The 19989-nt window shown below is 73.2% G+C and carries 17 protein-coding genes; 10 read left to right on the top strand and 7 right to left on the bottom strand.

Annotated elements, in window-relative coordinates:
* A complete protein-coding gene (glgX, locus tag Ae717Ps2_RS08905; RefSeq protein WP_020624021.1) occupies positions 1–2169 on the top strand; it encodes a glycogen debranching protein GlgX in 2169 nt (722 codons plus the stop codon).
* Between the two features lie 3 nt (positions 2170–2172).
* The gene (treY, locus tag Ae717Ps2_RS08900) at positions 2173–4539 is read left to right on the top strand and encodes a malto-oligosyltrehalose synthase (protein ID WP_075305674.1); all 2367 of its coding nucleotides are present in this window, start codon (positions 2173–2175) and stop codon (positions 4537–4539) included.
* Between the two features lie 66 nt (positions 4540–4605).
* Here the strand turns inward: treY and Ae717Ps2_RS08895 are convergent, their stop codons facing one another.
* Positions 4606–5118 carry a DUF5709 domain-containing protein gene (locus Ae717Ps2_RS08895; RefSeq protein WP_075333216.1) on the bottom strand — a complete coding sequence of 171 codons (513 nt, stop codon included), beginning with the start codon at positions 5116–5118 and terminating at the stop codon, positions 4606–4608.
* 83 nt (positions 5119–5201) lie between these two features.
* Here Ae717Ps2_RS08895 and treZ point away from each other — a divergent pair, with 83 nt between their 5' ends.
* From treZ to Ae717Ps2_RS08870, 5 genes are all read left to right on the top strand, one after another.
* Positions 5202–6947: a malto-oligosyltrehalose trehalohydrolase gene (gene treZ, locus Ae717Ps2_RS08890; protein ID WP_075333215.1), complete on the top strand. Its 1746-nt coding sequence runs from the start codon at positions 5202–5204 to the stop codon at positions 6945–6947.
* A 146-nt stretch (positions 6948–7093) separates the two neighbouring features.
* Positions 7094–8056: a carbohydrate ABC transporter permease gene (locus tag Ae717Ps2_RS08885; protein ID WP_075305671.1), complete on the top strand. Its 963-nt coding sequence runs from the start codon at positions 7094–7096 to the stop codon at positions 8054–8056.
* Positions 8053–8928 (top strand): carbohydrate ABC transporter permease, encoded by an 876-nt coding sequence (locus tag Ae717Ps2_RS08880; RefSeq protein ID WP_075333214.1) that lies wholly within the window; start codon positions 8053–8055, stop codon positions 8926–8928. Before Ae717Ps2_RS08885 ends, Ae717Ps2_RS08880 begins: the two co-directional genes overlap by 4 nt.
* 49 nt (positions 8929–8977) lie before the next feature.
* On the top strand, positions 8978–10309 hold the full coding sequence (locus Ae717Ps2_RS08875; RefSeq protein ID WP_075305669.1) for an ABC transporter substrate-binding protein: 1332 nt from the start codon (positions 8978–8980) through the stop codon (positions 10307–10309).
* A 15-nt stretch (positions 10310–10324) separates the two neighbouring features.
* The gene (locus tag Ae717Ps2_RS08870) at positions 10325–11404 is read left to right on the top strand and encodes an ABC transporter ATP-binding protein (protein WP_020624014.1); all 1080 of its coding nucleotides are present in this window, start codon (positions 10325–10327) and stop codon (positions 11402–11404) included.
* Between the two features lie 229 nt (positions 11405–11633).
* Here the strand turns inward: Ae717Ps2_RS08870 and Ae717Ps2_RS08865 are convergent, their stop codons facing one another.
* A complete protein-coding gene (locus tag Ae717Ps2_RS08865; RefSeq protein ID WP_075333213.1) occupies positions 11634–12620 on the bottom strand; it encodes a malate dehydrogenase in 987 nt (328 codons plus the stop codon).
* Positions 12621–12718: 98 nt separating this feature from the next.
* Here Ae717Ps2_RS08865 and Ae717Ps2_RS08860 point away from each other — a divergent pair, with 98 nt between their 5' ends.
* From Ae717Ps2_RS08860 to Ae717Ps2_RS08850, 3 genes are all read left to right on the top strand, one after another.
* A complete protein-coding gene (locus Ae717Ps2_RS08860) occupies positions 12719–13960 on the top strand; it encodes a DUF418 domain-containing protein (RefSeq protein ID WP_075311591.1) in 1242 nt (413 codons plus the stop codon).
* A 107-nt stretch (positions 13961–14067) separates the two neighbouring features.
* Complete coding sequence (locus tag Ae717Ps2_RS08855; RefSeq protein ID WP_075305667.1) at positions 14068–14562, top strand: hypothetical protein; 495 nt, start codon at positions 14068–14070, stop codon at positions 14560–14562.
* A gap of 244 nt (positions 14563–14806) precedes the next feature.
* On the top strand, positions 14807–15031 hold the full coding sequence (locus Ae717Ps2_RS08850) for a hypothetical protein (RefSeq protein ID WP_075305666.1): 225 nt from the start codon (positions 14807–14809) through the stop codon (positions 15029–15031).
* A gap of 21 nt (positions 15032–15052) precedes the next feature.
* Here Ae717Ps2_RS08850 and Ae717Ps2_RS08845 read toward each other — a convergent pair whose 3' ends face one another.
* From Ae717Ps2_RS08845 to pyk, 5 genes are read right to left on the bottom strand one after another with little or no spacing between them, the layout of a single operon-like run.
* Complete coding sequence (locus Ae717Ps2_RS08845) at positions 15053–15532, bottom strand: CoA-binding protein (protein ID WP_020627508.1); 480 nt, start codon at positions 15530–15532, stop codon at positions 15053–15055.
* The gene (locus tag Ae717Ps2_RS08840; RefSeq protein ID WP_075305665.1) at positions 15529–16866 is read right to left on the bottom strand and encodes an O-acetylhomoserine aminocarboxypropyltransferase/cysteine synthase family protein; all 1338 of its coding nucleotides are present in this window, start codon (positions 16864–16866) and stop codon (positions 15529–15531) included. Before Ae717Ps2_RS08840 ends, Ae717Ps2_RS08845 begins: the two co-directional genes overlap by 4 nt.
* Before the next feature lie 18 nt (positions 16867–16884).
* Entirely contained in the window at positions 16885–17595 is a 711-nt protein-coding gene (locus Ae717Ps2_RS08835; RefSeq protein WP_020627506.1) for a dienelactone hydrolase family protein, read from the bottom strand.
* A complete protein-coding gene (locus tag Ae717Ps2_RS08830; protein ID WP_020627505.1) occupies positions 17592–18524 on the bottom strand; it encodes an acyl-CoA thioesterase II in 933 nt (310 codons plus the stop codon). The genes Ae717Ps2_RS08835 and Ae717Ps2_RS08830 overlap by 4 nt, the downstream gene beginning before the upstream one ends.
* A gap of 24 nt (positions 18525–18548) precedes the next feature.
* The gene (gene pyk, locus Ae717Ps2_RS08825) at positions 18549–19973 is read right to left on the bottom strand and encodes a pyruvate kinase (RefSeq protein WP_020627504.1); all 1425 of its coding nucleotides are present in this window, start codon (positions 19971–19973) and stop codon (positions 18549–18551) included.
* Positions 19974–19989: the final 16 nt, after the last annotated feature.

Raw genomic sequence — 19989 nt, 5'->3', positions numbered from 1 at the left:
ATGCAGGCCTGGCCCGGGCACGCCTATCCGCTGGGTGCCAGCTACGACGGCACCGGCACCAACTTCGCACTGTTCTCCGAGGTCGCCGACGCCGTGGAGCTGTGCCTGTTCTCCCCCGACCCGGGCGCGCCCGGCGGACTCGCCGAGACCCGGGTCCCGCTGACCGAGGTCGACGGCTTCGTCTGGCACGGCTACCTGCCCGGCATCGAGCCCGGCCAGCGCTACGGCTACCGCGTGCACGGTCCCTACGACCCGGCCCAGGGTCTGCGGTGCAACCCGAACAAGCTGGTCATCGACCCCTACGCCAAGGCCCTCGACGGCCCGGTCGACTGGGACGAGGCCGTGTTCGGCTACAACTTCGGCGACCCGGACTCGCGCAACGACACCGACTCCGCGCCGCACGTGCCGAAGTCGGTCGTCGTCAACCCGTACTTCGACTGGGGCTCGGACCGCCCGCCGAAGATCCCCTACAACGAGACCGTCGTCTACGAGGCGCACGTCAAGGGACTGACGATCCAGCACCCGGACGTCGAGGAGGAGCTGCGCGGCACCTACTCCGGCGTGGCGCACCCGGCGATGATCGAGCACTACAAGCGGCTCGGGATCACCGCCGTCGAGCTCATGCCGGTGCACGAGTTCGTGCAGGACCACCACCTCACCGAGAAGGGCCTGTCGAACTACTGGGGCTACAACACCATCGGCTTCCTGGCCCCGCACCACGCGTACTCGTCGGGCTCGATCCGGTCCGGCACCCAGGTCGCGGAGTTCAAGGCGATGGTGCGCGACCTGCACGACGCCGGCATCGAGGTCATCCTCGACGTGGTCTACAACCACACCGCCGAGGGCTCGGACATGGGCCCGACGCTGTCCATGCGCGGCATCGACAACCACGCCTACTACCGGCTGGTCGACGACGACCCCCGCTACTACATGGACTACACGGGCACCGGGAACTCCCTCAACGTCCGCAACCCGCACACCCTGCAGCTGATCATGGACTCGCTGCGGTACTGGGTGACCGAGATGCACGTCGACGGCTTCCGCTTCGACCTGGCCTCCACCCTGGCCCGCGAGTTCTACGACGTCGACCGGCTGTCGACCTTCTTCGACCTCGTCCAGCAGGACCCGGTGATCTCGCAGGTCAAGCTGATCGCCGAGCCGTGGGACGTCGGCCCCGGCGGCTACCAGGTCGGCAACTTCCCGCCGCTGTGGACCGAGTGGAACGGCAAGTACCGCGACACAGTGCGCGACTTCTGGCGCGGTGAGGCGGGCACCCTGGGCGAGTTCGCGTCGCGGATCACCGGCAGCTCGGACCTCTACCAGGCCGACGGCCGCCGCCCGTTCGCCTCGATCAACTTCGTGACCGCGCACGACGGGTTCACCCTGGCCGACCTCGTCTCGTACAACGAGAAGCACAACGAGGCCAACGGCGAGGGCGGCAACGACGGCGAGAGCCACAACCGGTCCTGGAACTGCGGCGTCGAGGGTCCCACCGACGACGAGACCATCGTCGAGCTGCGGGCCCGCCAGCAGCGCAACTTCCTGGCGACGCTGCTGCTGTCCCAGGGCACCCCGATGCTGCTGCACGGCGACGAGGCCGGACGCACCCAGGGCGGCAACAACAACGTCTACTGCCAGGACAACGAGATCGCCTGGCAGGACTGGGAGCTCGCGGGCAAGCACGACGACCTGACCACCTTCACCGCGGGCGTCGCCGCGCTGCGGCACGCCCACCCGGTGTTCCGCCGGCGCCGGTTCTTCGCCGGCCGCCCGATCGGCCGGTCCTCCACCAGCGAGGACGTCGCCGACATCGGCTGGTTCACCCCCGCCGGGCGGGAGATGACCGAGGAGGACTGGGACAACGACCTGGGCCGCTCGGTGGTCGTGTTCCTCAACGGCAGCCAGATCGCCGACGTCGACCAGCGCGGCCAGCGGATCGTCGACGACTCGTTCCTGCTGTGCTTCAACTCCTTCTGGGAGGACATCGACACCACGCTCCCGCCCACCGAGTTCGGGCAGGCGTGGGAGATCGTCGTCGACACCCACTCGGGCGAGGTGCACCCGCCGAACGCCGCCGGCGTCACGGGGACCGACCTCGACCCGGTGTCCGCGGGCTCGGTGCTGACCCTGCCCGCCCGTTCCCTGCTCGTCCTGCGATCGAAGGGCTGAGGCGTGACCCGCCTTCCGGGATCGACCTACCGGCTGCAGCTCTCGGCGGAGCAGACCTTCGCCGACGCCGCCGCGCTGACCGGCTACCTGGACCGGCTGGGGGTCGGGGCGCTCTACGCCTCACCCCTGCTGGAGTCCACGGCCGGGTCCACCCACGGCTACGACGTGACCGACCCGACCCGGGTGTCGGGTGAGCGCGGCGGCGAGCAGGGGCTGCGGTCGCTGCTCGCGACGCTGCGCGAGCACGGCCTGACGATGCTGATCGACATCGTGCCCAACCACGTCGGCGTCGCGAAGCCCGCCGAGAACCCGTGGTGGTGGGACGTGCTCACGCACGGCCAGGCCTCGCGCTGGGCCCGGCACTTCGACATCGACTGGGGCGCCGGCGCGCTGCTGCTCCCGGTGCTGGACGCCGACGAGGACACCGCGCTGTCGCAGCTGTCGGTCCTCGACGGGGAGCTGCGCTACCACGAGCACCGCTTCCCGATCGCCCCCGGCACCGGCGAGGGCACCGCCAAGGAGGTGCACGCGCGCCAGCACTACCGGCTCGTGTCCTGGCGACGCGGCGCCGCCGAGCTGACCTACCGGCGGTTCTTCGACGTCAGCGACCTCGCCGCGGTCCGGGTCGAGGACCCGGAGGTCTTCGCCGACACCCACCGCACCGTGCTCGACCTCGTGCGCTCCGACGACACCGTCGTCGGGCTGCGGGTGGACCACCCGGACGGCCTGTCCGACCCGGGTGCCTACGCGCGGCGGCTGCGCGCCGAGCTCGGCCCCGGCAAGTGGCTGCTGGTGGAGAAGATCCTGGGCCTCGACGAGGAGCTGCCGATCTCCTGGCCGGTCGACGGCACCACCGGCTACGAGGCGCTGCGCGAGGTCTGCGGGGTGCTCGTCGACCCCGACGGTGCCGGGCTGCTCACCCAGTTCGCCGCCGAACACACCGGGGAGAAGCGCTCCGCGCACGCCGTCGAGGACGACGGCCGCCACCTCGTCGCCCGCGAGATCCTGGTCGCCGAGGTCCGCCGGATCGCCAACGCCTTCCGGGCCGGCCCCGGTGCGGACTCGGCGGCGACCGGGCTCGACCTGGCCGAGGTCACCGCGGAGGACCTGCACGACGCGGTCGCCGAGCTGCTGTGCGGGTTCCCGGTCTACCGCTCGTACCTGACGCCGCGGATCACCGAGGGCCGCGCGGCCGCCGACACCGCCGTCGCCGTGGCCCGCACACGGCGACCGGACCTGGGCGCGGTGCTCACCGCGTTGCACAGCGGGCTGGTCCGCGAGCCCGGCTCGGAGTACGCGACCCGGTTGCAGCAGACCTCGGGCATGGTCACCGCCAAGGGCGTCGAGGACACCGCGTTCTACCGGTACAACCGGCTCGTCGCGCTGAACGAGGTCGGCGGCGACCCGGCCCGGTTCGGGGTGACCCCCGAGGAGTTCCACGTCGGGCTGGCCCGCCGCGAGGCCGGCCGGTCGCGCACGATGACCTCGCTGTCCACCCACGACACGAAGCGCTCCGAGGACGTCCGGGCCCGGCTCGCCGTCCTGGCCGAGCGACCCGCGGACTGGGCGGCGAAGGTCCGCGAGTGGTCGGTGCGCCACCCGCTGCCCGACCGCTCGCTGGAGCTGCTGGCCTGGCAGTCGCTGGTCGGGGCGTGGCCGATCCCGGCCGACCGGCTCGCCGGCTACCTGGGCAAGGCGTCCAAGGAGGCCAAGCTGGTGACCTCGCACATCGACGCCGTGCCCGAGGTCGACGAGGCGATCGCGGCCTGGCCGGAGCAGGTCCTCGCCGACGCCGAGCTCGTCGCCGAGATCGAGGCGTTCGTCGGGGAGATCGCCGACCCGGGCCGGTCGAACTCGCTGGCCCAGAAGCTGCTCCAGATGGCCGGGCCCGGCGTGCCGGACGTCTACCAGGGCACCGAGCTGTTCGAGTACTCGCTGGTCGACCCGGACAACCGGCGCCCGGTCGACTGGGACGCCCGGCGGGCGATCCTGGAGCGCCTCGACGCGGGCGAGCAGCCGCCGGTCGACCCGACCGGCGCGGCCAAGCTGCTGGTCACCTCGGCGACGGCGCGGCTGCGGCGGTTCCGGCCCGAGCTGTTCAGCGGCTACGGCCGGGTCGACGCCCAGGGCCCGGCGGCGGAGCACGCCGTCGCGTTCTCGCGGGGCGGGGGCGCGCTCGTCGCCGTGGCGACCCGGCTGCCCGAGGGGCTGGCCCGCCGGGGCGGCTGGGACGACACCCGGCTGCCACTTCCCGGCGGCTTCGACGACTGGCACGACATGATCGCGAACCGTCCGGTGGACGGGCCCGCGCCCGCGCTGGCCGACCTGCTCGCCCGCTACCCCGTCGCGCTGCTGGTCCGCCCCGCCTGATCCGTCACCCGTCGCGCCCCGGTCGCCCGCAGGCGGCCGGGGCGCGACGCGTACGGGTCCGGCGGGTCAGGGCTCGTCGACGACGTGCACCGCGGCCTCCTCGGCCGAGGCGCCGGCACCGTCGATGCCGGCGTCGCCGGCCACCAGGTCCTTCTCCCCACCGTCGCTGCCGTCGAAGCTCGCGTCGTCGATCGTGAGGCGCCCGGCGCGGCGGTCGCCCACCTCGTCGTCGGCGAGCAGCTCGCCGTCGGCACCCGGGGCGTCCCCGAGCAGGTCGCCGGTGGCGTCGTCGACGTCGGAGAAGTCGTCCCGGGAGTCCGGGTCGCCGACGACCCCGGCGGCGCGGGCGTCGTCGCGGTCCTCCGCGTCGGCGGTCGCGTCCAGCTCGGCCGTCCAGGTGTCGGGCTCCTCGTCGGCCAGGCGCTCGTCGAGGGTCTCGTCGTCGCGGTCGTTCCACGGGCGCTCGGGCGGCGAGTAGCCCTCGTCGAGCACGTCGGTCACGCCGCCGTACTCCAGGGTGTCCTCCGGCTGCAGCTGCGCGTCGGAGTCGAGGTCGTCGCCGGCGTCGGGGTCGCTCATCGGGGCAGCCTAGCGGCGCGTGACCCGGCCCACCCCCCGCCGGGCGCGCGCCGACCCCACCGGGTGCGGAAGGATCGGCGCCCGTGACGGAGTTCGCCGTGTGGGCCCCCGACAGGAACCGCGTCAGCGTGCTGGTGGGTGACCAGCGCATCGCGCTCGATCCCTCCCCGGGGGGCTGGTGGCGCACCGAGGCGCCCGACCACGGGCACGGGACCGACTACGCGTTCCTGCTCGACGACGACGCGACGCCGCTGCCCGACCCCCGTTCCCGCTGGCAGCCGAAGGGGGTGCACGAGCGCTCCCGCGTCTACGACCACGAGGCGTTCTGGTGGACCGACGAGACCTGGACCGGCCGCGCGCTGGCCGGGTCGGTGCTCTACGAGTGCCACATCGGCACGTTCACCGGGCCGGGCACGTTCGACGCCGCGATCGGCCGGCTCGACCACCTGGTCTCGCTCGGGGTCGACCTGGTCGAGGTGCTGCCGGTCAACGCCGTCGACGGGCCGGTCAACTGGGGCTACGACGGCGTCGGCTGGTACGCCGTCACCGAGAACTACGGCGGCCCGGACGCGTTCAAGCGCTTCGTCGACGCCTGCCACGCCCGCGGCCTGGGTGTCGTCCTCGACGTCGTCTACAACCACCTCGGCCCGTCCGGGGCCTACCTGGACCGGTTCGGCCCCTACTTCGCCGGTTCCAACATCTGGGGTCCGTCGCTGAACCTCGACGCCGCGGGCTCCGACGAGGTCCGCCGCTACATGATCGACAACGCCCTGATGTGGCTGCGCGACTTCCACGTCGACGGGCTGCGGATCGACGCCGTGCACGCGCTGCGCGACACCCGGGCCCAGCACATCCTGGAGCAGCTCGCCGTCGAGGTGACCGCGCTGGAGGCGCACGTCGGGCGCCCGCTGTCGCTGATCGCCGAGTCCGACCTCAACGACCCGCGGATGATCACTGCGCGGGAGGGCGGCGGGTACGGCCTGGACGCGCAGTGGGCCGACGACGTCCACCACTGCCTGCACTCGGTGCTCACCGGCGAGGGCCAGGGCTACTACGGCGACTTCGCCGAGGCCGGTCTCGACGGGCTGGCGCACGTGCTCACCCGCGGCTTCCTGCACGAGGGGACCTGGTCGTCGTTCCGGCAGCGCAGCCACGGCGCCCCGATCGACACCGCGCGGATCCCCGGCTCGCGGCTGGTCACCTACCTGCAGAACCACGACCAGATCGGCAACCGCGCCACCGGTGACCGGCTCACCCACACGCTCTCGCCCGGCCTGCTGGCCTGCGGTGCGGCGCTGCTGTTCACCTCCGGATTCACCCCGATGCTGTTCATGGGTGAGGAGTGGGGCGCACGCACGCCGTGGCAGTTCTTCTCCCGCTTCGGCGACCCGGACCTGCAGAAGGCCGTCCGCGACGGCCGGCGCGCCGAGTTCGCCGACCACGGCTGGGACGACGCCGCCGAGGTGCCCGACCCCAACGCCGAGTCGACCTTCGCCGACTCCCGGCTGGACTGGTCCGAGCCCGAGCAGGAGCCGCACGCGACCCTGCTGCGCATGCACCGTGAGCTCATCGCCCTGCGCCGCGCCTGGCCGGAACTGTCGGACCCGTGGCTGGACCGGATCGGTGTGGACGTCCACGAGCAGGCGCGCACCCTCGTCGTCGCCCGCGGGCGGATGCGGGTCGTGGTCAACCTCGGCCCGGAGCCGGTGACGCTGTCGCTCGGATCGGAGATCACCCGCATCCTGCTGGCGTCCGAGCCGACGACCAGCGACGGCTCCTCGTTCACCGTCCCGGCGGAGGCGTTCGCCATCTGCCGCGTGGCGGAGTAGCGGGGACCCTGCGCGTCACCCGTCCGAGTGCCGCCGTTCACCTGTTCGCCGGACACGTGACGCGGCCGGGCCACACGAGACTGCGAGGGTCTGCGAGGTCGCGACGATGCGGCCGCGCGCCGCCCCTGCGACAGACGTGAGGTCACGTGACGTCCACCCCCACCCGGTCCGCCTCGACGCCGACGGCGCCGGGTGCGACCTCGCGCCCCCCGCCGCGGCGACGGCGCCGCTTCACCGCCCGGGACCGGCACGACTTCTGGGTGTTCCTCGCGCTGGTGCTGCCCAACGCGGCGCTGATCGTCGCCTTCGCCTACCGGCCGGTGATCGAGAACGTCCGGTACTCGCTGCTGAACTGGACCCTCGGGTCGCCGTCGGCGACGTTCGTGGGGCTCGGGAACTACGTCACGTTCCTGACCTCGCCGTCGTCGGCGGGGATCGTCGGGACGACGCTGGTGTTCACCGTCGTCACGGTCGGCGGCTCGATGGTGCTGGGTCTGCTGATCGCACTGGCGCTCAACCGGCGGGTGCCGGGTACCGGTGTCGCGCGGGCCGCGGTGTTCTCCCCCTACGTGCTGTCCGGGGTCGGCGTCGGGCTGGTGTGGCTGTTCGTGTTCGACCCGTCGATCGGGGTGCTGGGGGCGGTGGTGCGAGCCTTCGGCGGCACCGCACCGGACTTCTTCAACGACCCGTCGATGTCGCTGACGATGATCTGCATCGTCTACGTCTGGAAGAACATGGGCTACGCCGCGGTGATCTACCTGGCGGGCCTGCAGTCGATCCCGAAGGACCTGCTGGAGGCCGCCGCGCTGGACGGCGCGTCGTCGGCCCGCACGTTCTTCCGGGTGGTGCTGCCGCTCCTGTCGCCGGTGACGTTCTTCCTGGTCGTGACGAGCGCGCTGAACTCGTTGCAGGCCTTCGACCTGATCCGGATCATGACCCCGCTCGGGCAGGGGACGACGACGTTGATCTACGAGGCCTACCTGCAGGCCTTCGGCTCCAGCAACCGGGCAGGCTACTCGGCGGCGGTGTCGACGGTCCTGTTCGTGGTGCTGGTGGTCTTCACCCTGGTCCAGCTGCGGTGGATGGAACGGCGGGTGCACTACGCATGACCACCACCGCTCCGGAGCACCGGTCGTCGCGCGCGCTGTCGCCGCGGGCCCTGTTCGACGTCGTGACCAGCGCCTACGTCCCGCTGCTGGTGGCCGTACTCGTCGTGCTGTTCCCGCTGCTGTGGATGACGCTGTCGTCGTTCAAGCCACTGACCGAGATCATCACCCAGACCCCGGCACTGCTGCCGTCGGCGCCGACGACGGAGAACTACGCCACCGTCGCCGAGCGCCTGCCGTTCGGCCGGGTGTTCCTCAACTCAGTGCTGGTCACCGTGGTCGGTACCGTGCTCAAGGTGGCGCTGGCCGTGTTCACCGCCTACGGGCTGGTGTTCGTCCGGTTCCCGTTCAAGAACTGGATCTTCGCCGGGCTGCTGGTGACGCTGATGGTGCCGCCGCAGGTGGCGCTGCTGCCCAACTACACGCTCATCACCGCGCTCGGCGGCGCGGACACGTACTGGGGCATCATCCTGCCCGGTCTCGGGACGGCGTTCGGCACGTTCCTGCTGCGCCAGCACTTCCGCACGCTGCCGCCGAGCCTGCTGGAGGCCGCCGAGCTCGACGGGGCCGGGCACTGGCGCCGGCTCACCCGGGTCGTCCTGCCGGTGTCCGCGCCGACCGTCGCCACCGTCGCGCTGATCACGATCGTCTACGAGTGGAACGACTACCTCTGGCCGCTGGTCATCATCTCCAGGCCGGAGATGATGACGCTGCCCGTCGGGCTCACCCTGCTGGCCAACGTGGACAACCGGGCCGCGGCCTACGGCCAGCTCATGGCCGGGTCGGTCGCCGTGATCGTGCCGGTCCTGATCGTCTTCATCGCCCTCCAGCGCCACATCATCGCCGGGCTTACCCAGGGCGCGGTCAAGGACTGAGACCGTCCCCCGCGCCTCCTCCCCTCCCCCCGAAAGGACGCCAGCTGCCATGCACCTCGACCGTCGCGGATTCCTGAAGTTCGCCGGCATCACCGGCGCCGCCGCGGCCCTGGCCGCCTGCGGCGGCCCCTCCACCAGCGGCGGCGGGCCCGCCGACGCCCCGGAGGTCGACTACTCCGGGGTGCAGCCGGCGACGACCGTCACCTGGTGGACGAACAACCCGGGCAGCTCGGAGAAGGTGTCCCGCCAGATCATCGACGCCTACCAGCGGGCCAACCCGGGGACCACGGTCAACCTCGTGACCGCGGGCGCGACCTACGAGGAGATCGCCCAGCGCTTCCAGACCGCGCAGGCCGGCGGCGGCTCCCAGCTGCCCGACCTCGTCGTGCTCTCCGACGTCTGGTGGTTCCGCTACTACATGCAGCGCTCCATCGTGCCGATGGATCCGCTGATCGCCGCGACGGGCATCGACACCGCCGACTACCGGCAGCAGCTGATCGAGGACTACCGCTACGACGGCAAGCTCTGGGCGCTGCCCTGGGCGCGTTCGACGCCAATCTTCTACTACAACAAGGCGCACTGGCAGAAGGCCGGCCTGCCCGACCGGGCGCCCGCGACCTGGGCCGAGATGGCCGAGTGGGGGCCGAGGCTGCAGGCCGCGGGCACCGGCGCGCAGAAGGCGTACCAGCTCCCCGCCCTGGCCGACTACGCCGGCTGGTCGTTCCAGAACAACCTCTGGGGCGAGGGCGGCGCCTGGTCGAACGAGTGGGACGTCACCTGCGACTCCCCCGAGGCCGTCCGGGCGATCTCGGCCCTGCAGAACGCGGTGACCTCGGGCTGGGCGGGCGTCGCCGCGACCGACGGCACCACCGACCTGGGTGCCGGGGCGGTGTCGGCGACGGTGGGCTCGACCGGTTCGCTGGTCACCGTGCTCGACGCCGCGCAGTTCGACGTGGGCGCCGGGTTCCTGCCCGCGGGCCCGGTCCCCGGCCCGGTGTGCCCGACGGGTGGCGCGGGCATCGGCATCCCGGCCGCGATCCCGCCGGAGCGTCAGCTCGCCGCGGCGGCCTTCGCGAAGTTCCTGACCAGCCCGGAGAACACGGTGCTGTTCTCCCAGGCCACCGGCTACCTGCCGATCCGCACCTCGGCGAACACCGGGCCACTGCTCGCCCAGACGCCGCTGCGCAAGGTCGCGATCGACCAGCTCGACCGGACCCGCACCCAGGACCGGGCGCGCGCGTTCTTCCCGGGTGCCGACCAGGAGATCGCGCGGACCTGTGCCAACATCCTCAACCAGCGGGCCGACGTGCAGAGCGAGCTCACCACCCTCAAGGGCACGCTGACCCGGATCTTCGACACCGACGTGAAGCCCAACATCTGACGGCGGGACGCTGACATGGCAACGGTCACCTACGACTCGGCGACGCGGATCTACCCCGGCTCGGACACCCCCGCCGTCGACGGGCTGGACCTGGAGATCGCCGACGGCGAGTTCCTCGTGCTCGTCGGGCCGTCCGGCTGCGGGAAGTCGACGTCGCTGCGGATGCTCGCGGGTCTGGAGGACGTCGACGCCGGCGCCATCCGGATCGGCGACCGCGACGTCACCGACGTCCGGCCCAAGGACCGCGACATCGCGATGGTGTTCCAGAACTACGCGCTCTACCCGCACATGACGGTCGCCGCGAACATGGGCTTCGCGCTGACCAACGCAGGCCGGCCGCGCGACGAGATCGCCCGCCGCGTCGCCGAGGCGGCGAAGATCCTCGACCTGGAGGGACTGCTGGACCGCAAGCCGCGTGCCCTGTCGGGCGGGCAGCGCCAGCGGGTCGCGATGGGCCGCGCGATCGTGCGCGAGCCCGCCGTGTTCTGCATGGACGAGCCGCTGTCCAACCTGGACGCGAAGCTGCGGGTGTCCACCCGGACCCAGATCGCCTCCCTGCAGCGGCGCCTGGGTGTCACCACCGTCTACGTCACCCACGACCAGGTGGAGGCGATGACGATGGGCGACCGCGTCGCGGTGCTGTCGGGCGGGGTGCTGCAGCAGTGCGCCGCCCCGCGCGAGCTGTACGAGCGCCCGGTGAACGCCTTCGTCGCCGGGTTCGTGGGGTCACCGGCGATGAACCTGGTGACGGTGCCCACCGGCACCGACGGGTCGGTGTCCCTCGGCGGGGTGCGGATCCCGGTGCCCGGCGGGTCGTCGGACACGGTCACGGTCGGCATCCGGCCGGAGGACCTGCGCCCGGCCGGGGCCGGGGACGGGCTGGAGGTGACCGTCGACGTCGTCGAGGAGCTGGGGGCCGACGCCTACGTCTACGGCACCCTCACCGAGGCCGCGGGACACGACGGCGCAGGGACGACGCTGGTGGCCCGGGTCGACGCCCGCACCCCGCCGGAGCGCGGGACCCGCCTGCGCCTGGTCCCCGACCCGGACCGCACCCACCTGTTCGACGGCGACACCGGCGCCCGCCTGGGCTGACCCGACCCGCTGCGGTCCCCCGCTCCCGCGCGGTGATCCGCAGCTCGCGCAGTGATCCGCTGCTCGCGCGGTGATCCGTTCGGCGCGCGTGTCCGGACGCGCGCGCGGCGCGGATCACCGCGCGGATCGGCGATCACCGGTGCGCCGGGTGGCCGGCGGGGACGGCTCCGGACGCACCGCGGCCCCGCACCCGTGACGGGTGCGGGGCCGCGGTCGGTGTGCGGTCGGCTCAGATGAGGCCGAGCTTGGCGACGGTGTCGCGCTCCTCGACCAGCTCCGCGACGCTCGCGTCGATCTTCCCGCGGGAGAACTCGTCGATCTCCAGGCCCTGGACGATCTTCCACGCGCCGTTCTCGGAGGTGACCGGGAACGAGGAGATGATGCCCTCGGGGACGCCGTAGGAGCCGTCCGACGGGATCGCGGCGGAGGTCCAGTCGCCGGCCGGGGTGCCGTTGACCCAGTCGTAGACGTGGTCGATGGCGGCGTTCGCGGCCGACGCGGCCGAGGACGCGCCCCGCGCCTCGATGATCGCGGCACCGCGCTTGGCGACGGTCGGGATGAAGTCGTTCTCCAGCCACTCCCGCTCGACCTGCTCGGCGGCGATCTTGCCGCCGACCTCGGCGTGGAACAGGTCGGGGTACTGGGTCGCCGAGTGGTTGCCCCAGATCGTGAGCTTGCTGATCTCGTCCAGGCCCACGCCAAGCTTCTTCGACAGTTGCGCCAGCGCACGGTTGTGGTCGAGGCGGGTCATCGCGGTGAACCGGTCGGCCGGGACGTCCGGGGCGGAGGCCTGGGCGATCAGGGCGTTGGTGTTGGCCGGGTTGCCGACGACCAGGACGCGCACGTCGTCCGCGGCACCGGCGTTGATCGCCTTGCCCTGCGGGCCGAAGATGCCGCCGTTGGCCTCGAGCAGGTCGCCGCGCTCCATGCCCTTGCTGCGGGGACGGGCACCGACGAGCAGCGCGACGTTGGTGCCGGAGAACGCGGCGTTCGCGTCGTCGAAGATGTTGATGCCGCGCAGCAGCGGGAAGGCGCAGTCGTCGAGCTCCATCGCGGTGCCCTCGGCGGCCTTCACGGCCTGCGGGATCTCCAGCAGGTTCAGCGTGACCGGGGTGTCGGGCCCCAGCAGCTGCCCGGAGGCGATCCGGAAGAGCAGCGCGTAACCGATCTGGCCAGCGGCTCCGGTGACGGTAACGGTAACGGGGGTAGCAGACACGCCCCGGACCCTAGCCCTGTTCGCGCCTGCGTACCGCGACGGGGAGCACACCCACCGCCATGCGTGGCACGAACCACACCGCCGGTAGCGTGCGGGCGATGCGAGACGTCCCGGTGACCGGTCGTGCACCGGCGCCGGACCTGGCCCGCGGCGCGGCGCTGCTGCTGATCGCCGTGGCGAACGTGCACACCTTCGTCACCCACCGGGGCATCGGGGTCCGCACCTACCCGCTCGACCCGACCGGCGTCGACGCCTGGCTCGCCGCGGCGCAGCTGACCCTGGTCGACGGCCGGGCCTACCCGCTGTTCGCGCTGCTGTTCGGCTACGGCATCGCCGGGCTCGCCCGCCGCGCGGCCCGCGCCGGTGCCGGGCCCGACCAGGTGCTGGCCCTGGTCCGGCGCCGGGGCGGGGCGCTGTTCGCCGTCGGCGCCGCGCACGCGGTGCTGCTGTGGCACGGGGACTTCGTCGCCGCCTACGGGCTGATCGCCGTGGTTCTCGCGCCGGTGCTGGTCCGCGGGTCGACCGCGGTGCTGGTGCTCACCGGGGTGGCCGCGACGACGCTGCTGGCGGTGCTCTACGCCCCCGTCGCGCTGACCCGGTCCGACGCGGCGTCGGCGTCGCCGTCGCTGGTCGCACCGGACGTGGTGTCCGCGGCGGTGGAGCGCTTCGGCGAGTGGCTGTTCGGCAACCTGCTGATCAGCGCGGTCGGGCTGGCGGGGGCCGCGGTCGCGGGGGTCCTCGTCGCCAGGGCCGGCTGGCTCGACGACCCGGCCCGGCACCGTCGCGCGCTGCGCCGGGTCGCCGTCGCGGGGATCGGGGCGGGGGTCGTGGGCGGCCTGCCGCTGGGGCTGGTCGCCGCGGGGGCGTGGACGCCGTCGGAGCCGGTCGCGCTCGTGGTCGGGGTGCTGCACGCCGTCACCGGCTACGCCGCGGGCGCCGGGTACGCGGCGCTGGCCGGGCTGGTCGTCGCGCGACGGACACGGTCCGCCGGAGCGGCACCGGACGGTCCGGGGGCCGTGTACCGGTCCCCGGGCGACACAGGACCCGTGCCGGGCGGGTGGATGTCCCGCGCGCTGGTCGCGCTGGGGCGGCGCTCGCTGAGCGGGTACCTGGCGCAGTCGGTGGCGTTCGTGGCCCTGTTCCCGGCCTGGACGCTCGGGCTCGGCGCGGGCCTGCCGCTGTGGGCGGCGACGCTGTGCGGGGCCGGGGTGTGGCTGGTGACCGTCGTCGTCGCCGTGGTCGCCGAGCGCCGAGGCCACCGCGGCCCGGCCGAGGTGCTGCTGCGCCGGCTGACCTACGGCCGCACCCCGGCTCCCGCACACCACCCCACCGGACCATGATCGCCGGGAGTGGAGCGCCGGAGGCACCCCGCTGCGCTCTGCACTCCACTCCCGGCGATCATCGTGGGGCGCGGCCCCGCGAGCGGGTGGCGGTCTAGGCTCCCGACATGAGCGGCACCGACCCCGCCGACCAGCCCGGACCGGACGAGCCGGCGCGGCCGGACGTGCCCGGGGCGGCCGGGGCGACGCCGTCGTGGCAGGGCGCCCCGGGCTTCTCCGGGGTGGGCCCGGTGTCGTCCGGCCCGGTGGAGGTCCCGCCGCACGCCCCGCTGCCGGGGGCGCCGCCGTACCCGCCGGGAACCGAGCCGGAGCGGGCCGCGGTCGCCGACCGGTCCCCGCAGCTCCCGGGCGTCGCCGCCGTGCTCCCCCGCTGTGTGGCCGCGGCGGCCGGCTGGGTGGCGGTGGCGCTGCTGCTGGCCCTGGTCACCGGGGTCGGGTCGTGGCCGCTGCGCGGGCTCGCGCTGCTCGTGCCGTGGGGGCTCGCCGCCCTCGCGCTGGTGTTCCCGGCCCGGCGCGGGGTCGGCCCCGGCGGGCTCGTGGCACTGGCGTTCGCCCCGTTCTGGCTGATCCACGCCGTCCTGGTCGGTCTGCTCGGCTGGTGAGACCGGCGCCGGCGATCGGCCGGCCCACCCCGGTCCCGAGCCTCATCCGCGATCCCCGCGTCGGGCGTCGCGTTCCGGTGGTCGTGACCACGCGGACGCGACGCCCGGCGCGGCGGCCGGCGCGCGGGAGAGGCCGCAGCTCGTCGCTCCCGGACCGTCGTCCGGCGACCCCCTCTCCCGAATGGCGCCGGGCGCTGTGTCTCGCCATGATGCCGATCATCCACTCCCCACGGAGGAGGTCCTCGTGGCCGATCACGACCCGCAGGTGCTGCCGATGGCCGACGTCGCGGATCGGTGGGTGGTGCGCTGCGACTGCGGGTGCGGGCTCCTCACCCAGTACGCCTCCCGGGACGAGGCCGAGGACGCGGCGGCACAGGCCCGGGAGGAGGCCGGCCCCCCGACCGCGCGGGAGCAGGCGATCGAGGAGGTCGTCGAGGACGACGGCGAGCGGGCCTCCGAGCGGATCTGACCGTCGTGCCCCCGGGCGGGATCAGTCCCGGCGCCGCGAGGTGATCACACCGGTGTCGAAGCCGGCCAGGTGCAGGCCGCCGGCGAAGCGCGCGTGCTCCACCTTGAGGCACCGGTCCATCACCACGGTCAGGCCCGCGGCCTCCGCGCGACGGGCGAGCTCCTCGTCGAACAGGCCGAACTGGAGCCAGAACGTCGACGGCGTCGGGTCCAGGGCGAGGACCTCGTCGAGCACCCCGCCGAGGTCCTCGGGGCGGCGGAAGACGTCGACCAGGTCCGGCACCACCGGCAGCTCCGCGAGCGAGGGGTACACCGGGCGCCCGAGGATCTCCGGTGCGTTCGGGTTGACGAAGTACACCTCGAAGCCGGTCGAGGCCAGCAGGTAGGTGGCGACGAAGTTGCTGGCCCGGGCCGGGTTCGGGCTCGCCCCGACGACGGCGACGGTGCGGGTGTCGCGCAGGATCTGCTGGCGCCGCCACGCGGGCGGGTTCTCCCAGGTCACGAGCTCTCCTTCTGCGAGGCGGCCAGCGCCTGGTCGAGGTCCCAGACGATGTCGTCCGGGTCCTCCAGACCGACCGAGATCCGGATCATGTCCTCGGGGACGCCCGCCTGCTCCAGCTGCTCGGTGGTGAGCTGCTGGTGGGTGGTGGACCCGGGGTGCAGGACGAGGGTGCGGGCGTCGCCGACGTTGGCGAGGTGGCTGCACAGCTGCACCGCCTCGATGAACCGCGCCCCGGCGGCCCGGCCGCCGCGCACCCCGAACGCGAACACCGCGCCCGGCCCCGCGGGCAGATACCGGCGAGCCCGCTCGTGGTGGCGGTGCGACGGCAGCCCGGGGTAGGTCACGTACTCCACCCGCGGGTCGGCCTCGAGCCACTCGGCGACCTTCTGCGCGTTCGCCACGTGCGCCTCCATCCGCTGCGGCAGCGTCTCGACGCCCTGCATCAGCAGGAACGCCGAGTGCGCCGACAGCGTGGCGCCGACGTCGCGCAGCTGCTCGGCACGCAGCTTGGTGAGGAATCCGAGCTCCTGGAAGTTCCCCCACCAGGTGAGCCCGCCGTAGGACGGGACCGGCTCGGTCATCCCGGGGAAGCGGCCGTTGCCCCAGTCGAAGCGGCCGGACTCGATCACCACGCCACCGAGGGTGGTGCCGTGCCCGCCGAGGAACTTCGTCACCGAGTGGATCACGATGTCCGCGCCGTGCTCCAGCGGCCGGCACAGGTACGGCGTCGCCAGCGTCGCGTCGATGATCAGCGGGAGCCCGGCCGCGTGCGCGACCTCGGCGAGCCCGGCGATGTCGGCGACCTCGCCGCCCGGGTTGGACACGACCTCGGCGAAGACGAACTTGGTGTTCTCGCGGATCGCGGCGGCATAGTCGGCCGGGTCGGTGCCCGGCACGAAGGTCGTGTCGACGCCGAAGCGGCGCAGCGTCACGTCGAGCTGGGTGATGGTGCCGCCGTAGAGCCCGGCCGCGGCGACGGCGTGGTCCCCCGCCCCGGCGAGGGCGGCGAAGGTGAGGAACTCGGCGGACTGCCCGCTGGCCGTGCACACCGCGCCGATGCCACCGTCCAGGCTGGCCAGGCGCTCCTCCAGCGCCGACACCGTCGGGTTGGCGATCCGGGAGTAGATCAGCCCGTACTTCTGCAGCGCGAACAGCGCCGCGGCGTCGTCGGTGTCGCGGAAGACATAGCTGGTCGTCTGGTGGATCGGGACCGCCCGGGAACCGGTCGCGGCGTCCGGCACCGTCCCCGCGTGCACCGCCCGGGTGCGGAAGCCCCAGGCCCGATCCGGTCGGTCGCCGCGCGGTCCCGACGGTTCGCTCGCAAGCTCGCTCACGTCCCCATCCTCCCCCGCCTACAGGTGGTCGTGCAGGAAGGCCCGCACCCGCTCCGTCGCGTCCGTCGCCGAGGGTTCGTGGTACTCCGCGTGCAGCGGCGTCCGGCGTGCCACCGCACCCTTCGCACCCGGCGTGCGCGTCATGAACGAGTGCCCGGCCTCGGGGTAGACGACGACGTCGTGCGGGATCCCCCGCTCCGCCAGGTCGGCCTCCAGACGCTGCGGGTACCCGTCGGCGAACTGCAGGTCGCGCCCGCCGAAGCTGGCGACGACCGGACAGACCGGCTCCACCGCGACACCCGCGCGGCCGTAGAACGGCACCGCGACCCGGTACAGACCGGTCTGGGACAGCAGCAACGCGAACCCGCCGCCCATGCAGAACCCCATGACACCGATCCGGTCGGCGTCGACGGTGGGCTGGTCGGCCAGCCAGCGCCGGGCGGACTCGCAGTCGCCGAGCGCGGCACCGCGGCCGGTGGCCATCGTCGCCAGCGTCGAGGCGATGCACAGCGGCTTCACCCGGCCACGGGCGAACAGGTCCGGGATCAGGACGGTGTAGCCCTCGCGGGCCAGCTCGCGGGCGATCCGGCGCATCTCCGGGGTCATCCCGAAGATCTCGTAGATCATCACGATGGCGGGGCCGGGCGTGTCGGTCTCGGGGCGGGCCAGGAAACCGGGGAGCCTCCCGCCGTTGACACTGGTCAGTGAGACCTCGGACTCGACGGTCACGGGCGGGGGTCCTTCCGGTCGCGGGGGACCCGGACGAGCCCCTCCTGCATGGTGGTGGCGACCAGGCGGCCGTCGGCGGTGAAGAAGCGGCCGCTGGCCAGGCCGCGCCCACCGGAGGCGGCCGGCGAGAAGCACGAGTAGAGCAGCCACTCGTCGGCGCGGAACGGCGCATGGAACCACATCGCGTGGTCCAGGCTCGCCATCTGCAGCCCGGTGCGGGGTACGTCGTGGCGGGCGACGACCGAGCCGAGCAGGGTCAGGTCGCTGGCGTAGGTGAGCAGGCAGACGTGCAGCAGCGGGTCGTCGGGCAGCTCGCCGTCGGCGCGCAGCCACAGCCGCATCGGGTCGTCGGACGGGCCGGTGTGGTCCTGCGACCAGGACGGCTCGTCGATCAGCCGGATGTCCAGCGGGCGGGGCAGGCCGGCCATCCAGCCGCCGTCGCCGCGGGCCGCGCGCGTGCCGAGGTCGTCGACCGCCTCCGGGGCGGGGACGTCCGAGGGCATCGGCTGGGAGTGCTCCAGGCCGTTCTGCGGCAGCTGGAACGACGCCGACAGCGAGAAGATCGGCTCGCCGCGCTGGATGGCGAGCACCCGGCGGGTGGTGAACGACCGGCCGTCGCGGACCCGCTCGGTCTCGTAGACGATCGGGATGCTCGGGTCCCCGGGGCGGATGAAGTAGGCGTGCAGCGAGTGCACGTGCCGGTCGGCGGACACGGTCCGCCCGGCCGCGACGAGCGCCTGGCCGGCCACCTGGCCGCCGAACACCCGCGGCAGCGAGACCGGTGGGCTCACACCGCGGAAGAGGTTGTCCTCCAGGCGCTCCAGGTCGAGCAGCGCGACCAGGTCGTCGAGGACGGCCTGGCCGCGCGGTTCACCGTCGGCTGCGGTCTCGGGCACGGTCTCGGGTGCGTGTACGGGGTCGGCACTCACGCCCGGGAGTATGCCCGGCGCCGGTCAGGCGTGGTCGTCCTCGCCCAGCCGGTGGACCCGGATGAGGTTGGTCGAGCCGACCGTGGAGGGCGGCGAACCGGCGACGACGACCACGAGGTCACCCGGCTTGAACCGGCCGATGGACAGGATCGCGTGGTCGACCTGGCGGATCATCGCGTCGGTCGAGTCGACCCTGTCGACCAGGAACGTCTCGACGCCCCAGGTCATCGCGAGCTGGCTGCGGACCGCGGGCTCCGGGGTGAACGCCAGCAGCGGGAGCCGGGTGTGCAGCCGGGCCAGGCGCCGCACGGTGTCCCCGGACTGGGAGAACGCGACCAGCGCGCGGGCGGAGAGCCGCTCGCCGATGTCGCGGGCGGCGTAGGACAGCACGCCGCGCTTGGTGCGGGGCACGTGGTTGAGCGGCGGCACGTCGGCCGGGCCCGCCTCGACGGCCTCGACGATCTCGGCCATCGTCCGCACGGTCTTGATCGGGTAGCGGCCGACGCTGGTCTCTCCGGACAGCATCACGGCGTCGGTGCCGTCCAGGACGGCGTTCGCGACGTCGGAGGCCTCGGCGCGGGTCGGGCGCGAGCTGGTGATCATCGAGTCCAGCATCTGGGTGGCGACGATGACCGGCTTGGCGTTCTCCCGCGCGATCTGCACGGCGCGCTTCTGCACCAGCGGCACGTTCTGCAGCGGGAGCTCGACGCCCAGGTCGCCGCGGGCGACCATGATGCCGTCGAAGGCGAGCACGACGGCCTCGAGGTTGTCGACGGCCTCGGGCTTCTCTAGCTTCGCGATCACCGGGACCCGACCGGCGCCGGTGTTGTCCATGATCTTGTGGACGAGGTCGATGTCGGCGGGGCTGCGCACGAACGACAGCGCGACGACGTCGACCCGCAGCGACATCGCGAACTCCAGGTCCGCGACGTCCTTGTCCGACAGGGCGGGCACCGAGATGTTCATCCCGGGCAGCGACAGGCCCTTGTTGTCCGAGACGGGGCCGCCCTCGGTGACCCGGCAGACCACGTCGTTGCCGTCGATGGCGACGACCCGCAGTCCGACCTTGCCGTCGTCGACGAGCATCCGGTCGTCGACCTGGGCGTCCTGGGCGAGGCCCTTGTAGGTGGTGGAGACCCGGTCGTGGGTGCCGGGCACGTCGTCGACCGTGATCCGCACCTCCTCGCCGGTCGCCCACTCGGTGGGCCCGTCGGTGAAGCGGCCGAGCCGGATCTTCGGGCCCTGCAGGTCGGCGAGGATGCCGACGGCGCGCCCGGTCGAGTCGGCGGCGTCGCGGACCATCTCGTAGACGCGCTTGTGGTCGGCGCGGTCCCCGTGGCTGAAGTTGAGCCGGGCCACGTCCATGCCCGCTTCCACGAGGTCACGGATCCGGTCCGGGGTCGCCGTGGCCGGTCCGATGGTGCAGACGATCTTGGTTCGACGTGTCACGGCTATCAGGGTAGCG

This window comes from Pseudonocardia sp. Ae717_Ps2 (genome assembly GCF_001932475.1).
GTDB lineage: Bacteria > Actinomycetota > Actinomycetes > Mycobacteriales > Pseudonocardiaceae > Pseudonocardia.
This window is presented reverse-complemented; position numbering and strand designations above follow the sequence as displayed.

Coding starts and splice junctions, on each gene's coding strand:
- Ae717Ps2_RS08855 (WP_075305667.1), top strand. CDS start 14,068: ATGAGCGGCACCGACCCCGCCGACCAGCCCGGACCGGACGAGCCGGCG.
- Ae717Ps2_RS08875 (WP_075305669.1), top strand. CDS start 8,978: ATGCACCTCGACCGTCGCGGATTCCTGAAGTTCGCCGGCATCACCGGC.
- Ae717Ps2_RS08870 (WP_020624014.1), top strand. CDS start 10,325: ATGGCAACGGTCACCTACGACTCGGCGACGCGGATCTACCCCGGCTCG.
- glgX (WP_020624021.1), top strand. CDS start 1: ATGCAGGCCTGGCCCGGGCACGCCTATCCGCTGGGTGCCAGCTACGAC.
- Ae717Ps2_RS08860 (WP_075311591.1), top strand. CDS start 12,719: ATGCGAGACGTCCCGGTGACCGGTCGTGCACCGGCGCCGGACCTGGCC.
- Ae717Ps2_RS08895 (WP_075333216.1), bottom strand. CDS start 5,118: ATGAGCGACCCCGACGCCGGCGACGACCTCGACTCCGACGCGCAGCTG.
- Ae717Ps2_RS08880 (WP_075333214.1), top strand. CDS start 8,053: ATGACCACCACCGCTCCGGAGCACCGGTCGTCGCGCGCGCTGTCGCCG.